Raw genomic sequence first — 12159 nt, 5'->3', positions numbered from 1 at the left:
AGCGGGTTTCGTCCTCGGTGTGGGGTCGGGGTGGAACCTGTCAGGACCCGCCGGTCCGTCTCCAGGGGAACGGTCCGCGTCGGCGGTGGGCCACCGGGCGGGACAGGGAGTCGGTCAGCCGCCCCACCATGTCATCGGTGGTGAGGCCGCGCGCCATTCGGGGGATCAGGGAGGCACCGAATTCGGCCATGCGTTCGTCGTGGGTGGCGTACTGCGCGCGGGCCTGCACGGTGGACCCGCCGGCGGCGAAGGAGGCGGCGGCCTCGGGGGAGACCATCCGGGCGATCAGTGAGGTGTCGAAGACCGGGAGCAGCGCGCGCAGTTGCCCGGCGTCGAGGGTCGTCCCGTGGTCGAACCACTCGTGGCAGAGCTCGTGCAGGATGACGTGCTCGGTCTGGTACGCGGTCGGCCTGCGGCGGTAGAGGACGAGGCTGGTGTCCCCGGCCTTCAGGCGGAGCCCGCAGGCGGCGTTCACGCGGGCGAGCCGGTCGGGCATCTCGTGCAGCCGGATGGTGCGGCCGCGCGCCGCCTCCATGTTGGCGACCAGACCGCTCAGCGAGAACGGCGCCGGGATGGGCAGATCGGCGAGCTGTGCCTCGCACTCTTTGCGCAGCTTCCGCAGGGACATGACACCGACGCTACGTGCCCGGCGGGCGGTTCCGCGACCCCTCCCCCGAGCTCTCCCCCGCTCCCCCTCGGCTGTCATGCGGGCTCTCGTACCGGCTGTCCCGCGCGGCGTCCTCCAGCAGCGACAGGGCGAACCGGAGCAGCTCCGGCGGGAGCCCCTCGTCGTCCAGCCCCCGGCCCGCCACCCCGCTGATCTCCCCGGTCCGCCGCTTGGCCAGGAACTGGAGCCCCGCCACGACGTCGTCGACGACCTCGGACTCCTCCCTGAAGAAGCGCCAGTCGACGCCGAATCCCAGCCCGAGGGCCTTGAGGATCTCCTCCGAGGGCTGGGTGACCTTGCCGGCGAGGATGTTGGAGAAGTAGCTGTGCGAGAGGGATCCCCCGCGCTCCCGCACCAGCTCCGCGAAGACCCGGCCCGAGATCTTCTGGCCTGGGAAGGTCTTCTCGACCATGTACTCGACTTTTTCCCGCAGCGAGTCCAGTGGGGGCGGCCCGGACGGCTGTGACGGCTCAGACGGACCGGGCGGTTCGTTCCGTTCCGTACCGGGTTCGTCACCGTCGACCGTGGTCATCCGGGCCTCCATGCTCACCTCGGAGTCGGAACTGAGCTTGCGCAAACACTCTACGTCACTGTTAACTCGAAAAAACACGGGCAGGGGACCACGAGGGGAGTCCCTTGCCCGTGACGAACGACGCGCCGAAGACCCGCCGAAGCCGCTCCGGGTGGCCCCGGAACCGTCTCCGTACAGGGGTGTAGCCCTTCACGACGGGGGATGCGTGAAGGGCTACGCCTGCATTATGGCCCCGCGGTCCGCCCGACGACAACTGACCAGTCGGTCAGTTCCATCGGCGTCCTGGCCATCGCCCCGCCGCCGCCGGCCGAAACCTGTTCCCGCCGCGATAGACATGTCCTTCCCGGGCGATTAGGGTTTCTTGTGCAGTCAGGTGAAACAGCGGTACGCAGCAGAGGGGCACCCCGCAGGCGTACGGCGCCCCCGGGCCCTCGGTCATGCGTGACAGAAGAGGTGCAGATGCCCCCGGAGACCCCATCGCACGCCATCGACCGGCTCGACGACGACGACTACCCCGCCTACACCATGGGGCGCGCCGCCGAGATGATCGGGGCGACGCCGGGTTTCCTGCGGGCGATCGGTGAGGCCCGGCTGATCACGCCGCTGCGGTCCGAAGGTGGCCACCGCCGTTACTCCCGCTACCAGTTGCGCATCGCCGCCCGTGCCCGGGAGCTGGTCGACGCCGGTACGCCCGTCGAGGCCGCCTGCCGCATCGTCATCCTGGAGGACCAGCTCGAAGAGGCGCTCCGCCTCAACGAGGAGCTGCGCGGCGGCACGGCCCGCTGAGGGCGGCCCGGGGTCACCCGTGCCCGGCGCCCGGCACATATCTGCATTCGCCAGCACAGAATTTCACGCAATGCGCGATGAGGCTTTTTCTTCCGCGATTTTGTTCCGCCATGCCGTGTGATATTCCGTTCAGCCTCTTCCGGTGCTGCCGTGCTACTGTTGATCTCAGTTGCAGTTGTGGTTCCCAAAAACTTCAAGTGCATCAGCCGACTCGATGTCGGTAGGTGCGCTTTTGTATTTCCGGTGTTCTTCCGGACGGGGTAATCATCGCGGCGACGTGGGGTCCGCACAGTGTGGGCCCGCGGGCACTGCCCCTCCCCTAAGGAGATATGACATGGCTACTGGCACCGTGAAGTGGTTCAACGCGGAAAAGGGCTTCGGCTTCATCGAGCAGGACGGCGGCGGCGCTGACGTCTTCGCCCACTACTCGAACATCGCCGCCTCCGGCTTCCGTGAGCTGCAGGAGGGCCAGAAGGTGAACTTCGACGTCACGCAGGGCCAGAAGGGCCCGCAGGCCGAGAACATCACCCCCGCCTGATCACTCAGGCAGTTCTGCGCAGCTGGGGCCCGCACCTTGGGGTGCGGGCCCCAGCTCGTTGCTGTTTCCGGGGCCCGCCGAGCGCGCCCCCTGACGAAGCCGCGTCCGGTGCACTGATTCCCGGCGGCCGGGCTTCGCTCTTCTTTGTCATTTCATCGGCTCGTTCTTGCGATTCTGGGTGCCGTTCACGGCCGCTTCCCGAAAAAGAATCCCTCGATACGTGCCAACGTGCCCCATCGAGGAAAGGTTCTGCATGAACCGCGAACGCACCCCCCGCTCGAACGACCGATTCGCCCGCACCCGCTCCGGCTCCCCCTCCGGCGCCCGCAGCGGTGGCGCCCCCCGCTACTCCGGCGGTGGCGAGCGCCGCGCCGCCGGGTTCGGTGGCGGCCCGAAGCGCTCCGGTGGCTCCGGCCGTCGCGGCTCCGCGCTGAAGGGCGAGTTCGCCCTGCCGGTGACCATCACCCCGGCACTGCCCGCCGCCGAGACCTTCGACGAGCTGGAGATGCCCGCCACGCTCAAGGCGGCGCTCGTCGCCGAGGGCATGACCGTCCCGTTCCCGATCCAGGCGGCCACCCTGCCGAACTCGCTGGCCGGCCGTGACGTCCTGGGCCGTGGCCGCACCGGCTCGGGCAAGACCCTCGCCTTCGGCCTCGCCCTGCTGGCCCGTACCGAGGGCCGCCGTGCCGACGCCAGGCGTCCGCTCGCCCTGGTGCTCGTCCCCACGCGTGAGCTGGCGCAGCAGGTCACCGACGCGCTCACCCCGTACGCCCGGTCGCTCAAGCTGCGCATCGCCACCGTCGTCGGCGGCATGTCCATCGGCCGTCAGGCGAGCGCGCTGCGCGGCGGCGCCGAAGTCGTCGTCGCGACGCCGGGCCGGCTCAAGGACCTCATCGAGCGCGGCGACTGCAAGCTGGACCGGGTCACCATCACCGTCCTCGACGAGGCCGACCAGATGGCCGACATGGGCTTCATGCCGCAGGTCACCGAGCTGCTCGACCAGGTGAACCCGGAAGGGCAGCGGATGCTCTTCTCCGCGACGCTCGACCGCAACGTCGACCTGCTCGTCAAGCGCTACCTCAACGACCCGGTCGTCCACTCCGTCGACCCGGCCGCCGGTGCCGTCACGACGATGGAGCACCACGTGCTCTACGTCCAGGGCGCCGACAAGTACGCCACCACCACGGAGATCGCCGCCCGCGACGGGCGCGTGATCATGTTCCTGGACACCAAGCACGCGGTGGACAAGCTCACCGACCACCTGCTGCACAGCGGGGTCCGGGCGGCCGCGCTGCACGGCGGCAAGTCCCAGCCGCAGCGCACCCGCACCCTGGAGCGGTTCAAGACCGGGCACGTCACGGTCCTCGTCGCCACGAACGTCGCCGCGCGCGGCATCCACGTCGACAACCTGGACCTCGTCGTCAACGTGGACCCGCCGAGCGACCACAAGGACTACCTGCACCGCGGCGGCCGTACCGCCAGGGCCGGGGAGTCCGGCAGCGTCGTCACGCTCGTGCTGCCGAACCAGCGCCGCGAGATGACCCGCCTGATGATGGACGCCGGGATCACCCCGCAGGTCGCCCAGGTCCGCTCCGGCGAGGCCGAGCTGAGCCGTATCACCGGTGCGCAGGCGCCCTCGGGCGTCCCGGTGGTCATCACCTCCCCGCCCAAGGAGCGCTCCGGCCGCGGCGGTGGCGGCGCGTTCATGGGGCGCGGCACCAAGCGCGGCGGCGGGGCCCCGGCCCGTCGCGGCCGTCCGGGTGTGCCGACGCCGGAGGCGCGTGCGGCCGCCTCGCAGCGCCGGGCCAACCGCGCCGCGTAGCCCGCGCGGGGCGGCGGCGTACGCGCGCCGCCGCCCTCCCCGTACGGCTCCGCCGTGCGGCCCTCCGAGCCACTCGACCCCTGTTGAGGACCCATGCGCTGTGTCATCGCCCGCTTCCCCTTCGACCTGTACAAGGACGAGGTGGAGAACTCGATGAAGGGCATCAAGCCCGAACCCGTCACCGGTGACGCGGTGGTCATCAGCCGCCGGGTCTACCCGGTCAAGCAGGTCGGCGAGGTGATCACCCGGCAGGACCGGCGTGACTTCTCCTCCGCCGAGGTCGTCCGGGCGCTCTCCAAGCTCGGCTTCACCTGCCGTACCGCCGAGACGGCCGCTGCCGCCGCCCCGGCCGCCGCTCCCACCCCGCTGGAGACGGCGTCGGCGCTGCTGGGGACCCCGGCGGCCACCGAGGAGCGCTCAGGCGACTCTCTGTAACAAGTGGCCGGGCGCCCGGCGTCGGTCCTCGCCGAGGCGCCCGGAGCGGACGAAGATCAACAGCATGAAGAGGAAGCTGACCGCGTTAGGCGTGACGGTGGTGGCGGCTGTACTGCCCGCCGCCACCGCTCACGCCGACGAGACGCACACGGACTCCCACAACGGCCCGCAGGTGGCCCTGATCGCGACAGGCCAGATCGACGATCCGCTGGAGGATGTCCTGGAGCACGTCACGGTCATCGGCCGGACCGTCATCATGGATCAGTGACCCGCTTCGCCGCCCGTGCCCCTCGGCCCTTTGCCGCCCGCCCTCGGCCCGTCAAGGCGCCCGAGCAACCGGCGGCTTCTGCCTCGCCCACTCCAGGCGGGGCTCCAGCAGTGGCCGCAGCAGGCTCCGTACGTACGGGGTGCACAGCGCGGTCACCACGACGGCCGCGCCGGCGGTGACGGTGACCGTGCCCAGCGTGGTGTCGAAGAACGGCTGCTCGTAGAAGCCCCCGTGGCGCAGGCTCCGGACGACGAAGCCGTGCAGCAGGTACCCGTACAGCGTGCAGGTCCCGAGCGCCGTCATCCAACTGCGCCCCCGGGGCACCCAGGCCAGGAAGCAAGCGCCCAGCACGACGGCCGCCGCGAACAGCAGGAGCGTGGCCGGCGGCCCGGCCCACCCCACGGTGTCCATCTCCTGGGCGCTGTTCTTCCGGAAGAACCACGAGGTCGAGGTCCGGGGCACCAGCCAGTACGCGATCAGCAGCCCGAGCGCGAAGACGGGTACGGAGACGACGCGTACCCACGTACGCCGCAGCGCCGCGAAGTGCTCCGGGCCCAGCCGCAGCCCCAGCACGTAGAACGGCATGAACTGCAGGATGCGCTGGAGGGGCAGGGCCCCGTCGGCGGCGGGTGACACGGTGGCCACGGCGGCGACGGCGAGCGAGACCAGCACCGGGGCGCGGACCGCCTGCCAGACGGGGGTGGAGAGCCGCCAGAAGAACAGGGCGGGCAGGAACCACAGCAGCCAGTAGGGCTCCAGCAGCGATAGCGGGAGCTCCGGGTCGCGGGTGAGGCGGTGGAAGGCCGTGTAGAGGAGCTCGAAGATCAGATACGGCACCAGCAGGCTGGTGATCAGCTTCCACACCCGGTCCGGCCGCAGCTCGAAACCGCGCGAGAAGTAGCCCGCGATCAGGATGAACACCGGCATGTGGAAGGTGTAGATCAGCGTGTACGCGGCTTCCACCAGCCGCCCGCTCGGCAGCGGCTCCCACGCGTGCCCGACCGCCACCAGCACGATCGCCAGGTACTTCGCGTTGTCGAAGAAGTGGTCCCGGCGGTCGTCGGGCGGCTTGCCGGAGTCCATGGTTCCGGCGGCGGCGGTGGGGCGCGGCTGCTCGGAGGTGAGGGGGGAAGGCATCCTGACACCCTAGGAGCGGCTCCCTCCGCCCGTCATGTCCTCGGTCACCCCTTCCGGTGACCGTTCGGACTCCTGAGCGCCGGTGACCGTTCGGACTCCTGCGCGCCTCCCTCCGCGTCCAGGTGCGGAAGGATCCGGTCCAGCGGGCCCGGGATCCACCAGGCGGACCGGCCCAGCAGGGTCATCACCGCCGGAACCAGCAGCAGCCGTACGACGGTGGCGTCGATGAGCACGCTGGCGGCGAGCCCCAGGCCCAGCATCTTGACCACGATGTTGTCGCTGATGATGAACGCGGCGAAGACGCTCACCATGATCAGGGCCGCGCAGGTGATGACCCGGGCGGTGATCTCCAGCGCGTGCGCCACGCTCGCCCGCGCGTCCCCGGTGCGCACCCAGGCCTCGTGGATGCGGGAGAGCAGGAAGATCTCGTAGTCCATGCTCAGCCCGAAGACGATGGCGAACATCATCATCGGGACGTAGCTCTCGATCGGCACCTTCCCCGACACGCCGAGCGCCGGGCCGCCCCAGCCCCACTGGAAGACGGCCACCACGACCCCGTACGAGGCGGCGATCGACAGGACGTTGAGCACGGCGGCCTTCACCGCGACGAGCAGGCCCCGGAAGACGGCCAGGATCACCAGGAAGGCCAGGGCCACGACGACCGCGATGATCAGGGGCAGCCTGCTGGAGACGATGTCCAGGAAGTCGACCTGTGCGGCGGTCGTGCCGGTGACATAGGTGTCGGCGGCGGTGCCGGAGACGGCCTGCGGCAGGACGTCGTCGGTGAGCCGGTTCGTCAGGGAGGTGGTCCGCTCGTCCTGCGGGGCGGCCACCGAGTAGGCGGTGGCGGTCAGCACGTCGCCGTCGGATGTGGCGGTGAGCGGGGTGATCACGGCCGTGTCCGGGACGTCGGTGAGGGCCTTCTGCGCCTGGTCGGCGAGGGCGGAGCGGTCGGAGGAGTCCACCTTGGTCTGGTCGATGACGAGGGTCAGCGGGCCGTTGGAGCCGGGGCCGAAGGCGCTCGACATCAGGTCGAAGGCGCGCCGGTCGGTGAACGACTTCGGGTCGGCGCCGTCGCCGATATGGCCGAGCTGGATGAAGAAGACGGGGAAGGACAGCACGGCCAGCAGCACCACCCCGCCGGCCAGGAACCACCACGGCCGCCGCTCGACGCGCTGCGCGTACCGGTGCCAGCCGCCGGGCTCCGTCCCGTTCCGCGACGTGTCCTCCGGGGCCGGTACGGTCTCGGCCACCGGTTTCCGTACGCGTACCCGGTCGATACGGCGGCCGATGAGACCGAGGATCGCCGGTACGAGGGTGAGGGCGCCGAGCACCGCCGTGACCACGGTGACCGCGGCGGCCAGGCCCAGCTTGCCGATGAACCCGATGCCGGAGACCCACAGCCCCGACAGCGCGATGATCACCGTGCAGCCGGAGAGCAGCACCGCGTGGCCGCTGGTGGCGGCGGCGTTCCCGGCGGCGGTCACCGGGTTCTGGCCGTCGATCAGGTTCTGCCGGTGGCGGGTGACCAGGAAGAGCGCGTAGTCGATGCCGACGCCGATGCCGATCATCGTGGCGAGGGTGGGGGAGACGGTCGCGAAGGTCGCGGCGGCGGCCAGCAGACCGAGCAGCGCGAGCCCGCACAGCGCGCAGATCAGCGCGGTGACCAGCGGCAGCACGGCGGCGAGCAGGCTGCCGAAGCCGATCAGCAGGACGATGATCGCCACCCCGAAGCCGATCGCCTCGCTGGTGCGGTCGCTCGGCTCGGGCCGGGCCAGTTCGCCGAGCGGACCGCCGTACTCCACGTCCACCCCGGCCGACCGCAGCGGCTGGACCGCCGCGTCGACCCCGTTCAGGTAGGAGGGGTCCAGTGTGGAGGGCTGCACGCTGAAGCGGACGGTGATGTAGGCGGTCTTCTGGTCGGTGGAGAGCGGACCGGTGTTGGGGTCGGGCGGCGGGGGCGGGGTGGAACCGGAGGACGGCAGCGGGTTCTGCGCGGAGAGCACGTCGGGCAGCTTCTGGAGGTCGGCGACCGCTGTGGCGACCTGGTCGGAGACCGAGGTGAGCGGCTTGTCGGCGTCGTGCAGGACCACTTGGGCGCTGTAGCCGCCGGCCTGTGGCGCGTGCGCCTTCAGGACGTCGAGGCCCTCCTGCGACTGGGTGCCGGGGAGCGAGAAGTCGTCGGAGTAGTCGCCACCGTAGGCGTGCTGGAGGACCTGGAGCCCGGCGAGCGCGGCGACCCACAGCACGAGGACGGTCACGAAGTGCCGGGCGCACCACTCGCCGGTGCGGCGCAGCGCGCCCCGGCGGTGCGGGGTGGCCGCCCGACCGGGGCGGGCCGGTGAGGCCGGTGACGACGGTGAGGCCGGTGACGACGGCATGCGGCTCCCTGTCTGTACTGGGCCGTTGTCTGTACCGGCCAGTTGTCTGTACCGGCCCGTTCCGGAAGGGCTCTGGGCTGCCCTGTTTCTGTTTTCGCATTCAACGGGCGCCCTCGCGCCCCGGCGCGGGGGAACGGGTGACGGGTGCGTGCCGCAGGGGTGGTGCGGGGGGTGGCCCCACCAGGAGTCCACCGGCCTTCCGGATGGGCGGCGAGCCCCCGGCCGACCAGGCTTGAGTCATGAAGAACTGGACCCGTAAAGCCTTACTCCTCACCGTCTCCGCCGCCGCGGCGGCCGGCACGCTGGCCGCCGCCGGCGCGCCCGTGGCGCACAGCCGCCCGGCGGACCGTGCCGCGCCCGCGCTCGCCTGGCACCCCTGCGGGCCGGTCGCCGGGGCACCGGTCCCAGCCGGGCAGGAGTGTGCCGAGCTGCGCGTTCCGCTGGACTACGCCGACCCCGGGGGCCGCACGGTCGAGGTGGCCGTCAGCCGGCTGCGCGCCGACCGGCCCGACGCCCGGCGCGGCACGCTGTTCGTGATCCCCGGCGGCCCCGGCTCCTCCGGGGTGCAGCGCCTGGCGCAGAAGGGCGGGGCGCTGCGGGCGGCGACCGAGGGGGCGTACGACCTGGTCAGCCTCGACCCGCGCGGGGTCGGCTCCTCCGTCCGGGCGAGCTGCCGGCTCCCCGAGGCGGACCGGCACCTGGTGACCCTGCGGTCCTGGCCCGCGCCGGACGGCACGATCACGGCGAACACCGACCGCGCCCGCCGCACCGCCGAGCTCTGCGCCCGCAACGGGGGCCCGGTGCTGCGGTCCTTCACCACGGCGAACCAGGTCCGCGACCTCGACCGGCTGCGCCAGGCGCTGGGCGAGCGGAAGGTGTCGATCTGGGGCTCCTCGTACGGGAGTTACGTCGGCGCCGTGTACGCGCAGGTCCATCCGGACCGGGTCGGCCGGCTGGTCCTGGACGGCACCGGCGACCCGGACCCGGGCCGGGTGGCGTACGGCTGGCTGGCGAACATGGCCCCGGGCGCCGCCGAGCGCTTCCCCGACTTCGCGGCCTGGGCGGCGGACCCGGCCCGGGAGGCCGAGGGGCTGCGGCTGGCCCGGCGCCCCGGAGACGTGCAGCCGCTGTTCCTCTCTCTCGCGGAGGAGTTGGACCGGCACCCGAAGGCCTCGGACGTCCCGTCCACGCCGCTCACCGGGAACCTGCTGCGGCAGGCGCTCCAGAACGCGCTGTACAGCGATGCGGGTTTCGCGCCGCTGGCCCGGCTGGTGAAGGCGGCTCAGGACCCGCAGGGCCGTCCGGTGCTGCCGCCGGAGCTCGCGGGCGCGCTGCCGGACGAGGACGCGGCGCTGACCATGGCGGTGGTCTGCAACGACGTGCGCTGGCCGGGACCGGCCACCGGGTACGCGGGCCGGGTCGCCGCCGACCGGGCGCGGTATCCGCTGACGGCCGGGATGCCGGTGAACATCACCCCGTGCGCCTTCTGGACGTACGACGAGGAGCCGCGGCCCACCCGGATAACCGACGACGGCCCGTCCGACGTCCTGATGATCCAGAGCCTGCGCGACCCGGCCACCCCGCCGGCCGGGGCCCGGAAGATGCGGGCGGCGCTCGGGGAGCGGGCCAGGATGGTGACCGTCGAGCAGGGCGGGCACGGGATGTATCTGGGCAACGGCAACGCCTGCGGGGACCGGATGGTCAGCGACTTCCTGGTGACCGGCGAGCGGCCCGCCCGGGACACCCACTGCCCGAACTGACCGGGTGCCGGTGAGGGGTGCCGGTGAGGGGGGTGAATGGGGCGTCGGTGACGGGGTGTCATAGCGGCTGATTCCGGGGCGTTCCTTGCTATACACGAGCGATGGAGCACCCCGGGACCCTCGTCCTGATCATGGCCCTGGCGGTTCTCGCCCCGCTGCTCGGCTACGCGACCGGGCGGTGGCTGTCGGTCCCCGTCGTCATCTTCGAGATCGTGCTCGGCATCCTGGTGGGGCCCGATGTGCTCGGCTGGGCCCACCACGACCAGGTCATCGACACCCTGTCCGACCTCGGGCTCTCGATGCTGATCTTCCTGGCGGGGTACGAGATCCGGTTCGCCGAGGTCCGTGGCTCCACCCTGCGCCGGGCCGGCGCGGCGTGGGTCCTCTCGTTCGCCGCCGGGCTCGGGATCGCCCTGCTGCTCAGTGGCGCGGATGTGGCGAAGAGCCTGGTGATCGGCACCGCGCTCACCAGCACGGCGCTGGGGGCGGTGCTGCCGATCCTGCGGGACTCGGGGCGGTTGGAGGGGAGGTTCGGGTCGGTGGTGATGGCGTTCGGGGCGGTCGGGGAGTTCGGGCCGATCGTGGCGATGGCCCTGCTGTTCAGCGGGCGGAGTCCGGGGGCGGCGAGCGCGGTGCTGGCGGTGTTCGCGGTCATCACGGTGGGCGCGGTGTTCTGGGCGATGCGGCCGAGGCCGCCGTGGTTCGCGCGGATCATCGCGATGACCCTGCACAGCAGCGGCCAGTTCGCGATCCGCTTCGTGATGCTGCTGCTCGCCGGGATGCTGGGGCTGGCCCACGTCTTCGGCCTGGACACGCTGCTCGGCGCGTTCGCCGCCGGGATGCTGACCCGGCTGGTCCTCCAGGGGGCGGTGCCGGAGCGCAGCGGGGAGATCCTGGGCAGGATCGAGGCCATCGGGTTCGGCTTCCTGGTCCCGTTCTTCTACGTCGTCACGGGTATCGACTTCGACCTCCGGGCGCTCCTGGACGGCGGCCGTCCGCTGCTGCTCCTGCCCGTCTTCCTGCTGCTGTTCCTGCTGGTGCGGGGCGTACCGGCGTATCTGCTGGCGCCGCGCGACCTCACCGGGCGCGCTCCCCGGTCCGCGCTCGCGCTGTTCTCCGCCACGTGTCTGCCGCTGGTGGTGGCGATCACCGCGATCGGGCTGGACGAGAAGGTGATCGGCGCGGGGGAGGCCGCCGCGCTGGTGGCCGCGGCGATGGTGTCGGTGCTGACGTTCCCGCTGCTGGCGTTCCGGCAGCTGGGGAAGGGGGAGGGGGATGCGGGACGGGACGCGCCGAGCCGGGTGGCGGAGAGCGGGGAGGCGTGGTGAGGGCTGGCCGGGGGAGTGGTGAGGGCAGGCCTCGGGGCGTTGGTGAGGAGCCCGGCCTGTCCAGGGCCCGCGCCTTCTAGGGCGCGCCGTCCTCCGTCGGGACGCACAGCACGGGGACCTTGGACATGTGCAGCAGCTTGTGCGGGGTCGAGCCGAGCAGGGCCCCGCGCATCGGGCTCTCGCCCCAGGTGCCGACCACGATGACCCGGGCCCCGTGCCGGTCGGCCGCCTCCAGGAGCGCCTGCGGGGGGCTCTCGTCCAGCACCTCCACCCGCGCCGGTACGCCGGCCTCCTCGGCGGCCGTCAGCGCGTGCTCCAGGCCGGTGCGGCCGGCCTGCCGGATGGCGTCGTAGTGGCTGCGGTACTCGGCCCCGTCGCGCAGGCCCGGGGCGGCGGCGCCGTAGACGAGGACCAGCTCCTCGCCGTACGCGGCCGCCACCTCGATCGCGATGCGCAGGGCGCGGGCGGCGCCGGGGGACTCGTCGTAACCGAGGACGACCGACAT

General features: G+C 72.0%; 12 protein-coding genes. 7 read left to right on the top strand and 5 right to left on the bottom strand.

Features of this window, described 5'->3' with window-relative positions:
* Positions 1–40 precede the first annotated feature (40 nt).
* Together ACFWRT_RS18040 and ACFWRT_RS18035 are read right to left on the bottom strand one after the other, a co-directional pair.
* The gene (locus ACFWRT_RS18040) at positions 41–628 is read right to left on the bottom strand and encodes a toxin (protein WP_380949667.1); all 588 of its coding nucleotides are present in this window, start codon (positions 626–628) and stop codon (positions 41–43) included.
* A gap of 10 nt (positions 629–638) precedes the next feature.
* Positions 639–1244 carry a hypothetical protein gene (locus ACFWRT_RS18035; RefSeq protein ID WP_380949668.1) on the bottom strand — a complete coding sequence of 202 codons (606 nt, stop codon included), beginning with the start codon at positions 1242–1244 and terminating at the stop codon, positions 639–641.
* Positions 1245–1658: 414 nt separating this feature from the next.
* On the opposite strand from ACFWRT_RS18035, the gene ACFWRT_RS18030 reads away from it, so the two are divergent.
* The 5 genes from ACFWRT_RS18030 (at position 1659) to ACFWRT_RS18010 (ending at position 5048) form a co-directional block, all read left to right on the top strand.
* Entirely contained in the window at positions 1659–1985 is a 327-nt protein-coding gene (locus tag ACFWRT_RS18030; RefSeq protein WP_380949669.1) for a MerR family transcriptional regulator, read from the top strand.
* Positions 1986–2319: 334 nt separating this feature from the next.
* Entirely contained in the window at positions 2320–2523 is a 204-nt protein-coding gene (locus ACFWRT_RS18025) for a cold-shock protein (protein ID WP_015609674.1), read from the top strand.
* A 253-nt stretch (positions 2524–2776) separates the two neighbouring features.
* On the top strand, positions 2777–4345 hold the full coding sequence (locus tag ACFWRT_RS18020) for a DEAD/DEAH box helicase (RefSeq protein ID WP_380949670.1): 1569 nt from the start codon (positions 2777–2779) through the stop codon (positions 4343–4345).
* Positions 4346–4438: 93 nt separating this feature from the next.
* Positions 4439–4780: an SCO5918 family protein gene (locus tag ACFWRT_RS18015; RefSeq protein WP_380949671.1), complete on the top strand. Its 342-nt coding sequence runs from the start codon at positions 4439–4441 to the stop codon at positions 4778–4780.
* Between the two features lie 64 nt (positions 4781–4844).
* On the top strand, positions 4845–5048 hold the full coding sequence (locus tag ACFWRT_RS18010; protein ID WP_380949672.1) for a hypothetical protein: 204 nt from the start codon (positions 4845–4847) through the stop codon (positions 5046–5048).
* A gap of 51 nt (positions 5049–5099) precedes the next feature.
* Here the strand turns inward: ACFWRT_RS18010 and ACFWRT_RS18005 are convergent, their stop codons facing one another.
* Positions 5100–6185, bottom strand: a complete 1086-nt coding sequence (locus tag ACFWRT_RS18005; RefSeq protein WP_380949673.1) for an acyltransferase family protein — start codon at positions 6183–6185, stop codon at positions 5100–5102.
* Positions 6186–6229: 44 nt separating this feature from the next.
* Complete coding sequence (locus ACFWRT_RS18000) at positions 6230–8566, bottom strand: MMPL family transporter (protein WP_380949674.1); 2337 nt, start codon at positions 8564–8566, stop codon at positions 6230–6232.
* Positions 8567–8805: 239 nt separating this feature from the next.
* On the opposite strand from ACFWRT_RS18000, the gene ACFWRT_RS17995 reads away from it, so the two are divergent.
* The gene (locus ACFWRT_RS17995) at positions 8806–10326 is read left to right on the top strand and encodes an alpha/beta hydrolase (RefSeq protein ID WP_380949675.1); all 1521 of its coding nucleotides are present in this window, start codon (positions 8806–8808) and stop codon (positions 10324–10326) included.
* Positions 10327–10427: 101 nt separating this feature from the next.
* A complete protein-coding gene (locus tag ACFWRT_RS17990) occupies positions 10428–11654 on the top strand; it encodes a cation:proton antiporter (protein WP_380949676.1) in 1227 nt (408 codons plus the stop codon).
* Between the two features lie 76 nt (positions 11655–11730).
* On the opposite strand, the gene ACFWRT_RS17985 is transcribed toward ACFWRT_RS17990, so the two are convergent.
* Positions 11731–12159 (bottom strand): universal stress protein, encoded by a 429-nt coding sequence (locus tag ACFWRT_RS17985; protein ID WP_380949677.1) that lies wholly within the window; start codon positions 12157–12159, stop codon positions 11731–11733.

The organism is Streptomyces cyaneofuscatus (genome assembly GCF_042718795.1).
Classification (GTDB): Bacteria; Actinomycetota; Actinomycetes; order Streptomycetales; family Streptomycetaceae; genus Streptomyces; species Streptomyces cyaneofuscatus_A.
This window is presented reverse-complemented; position numbering and strand designations above follow the sequence as displayed.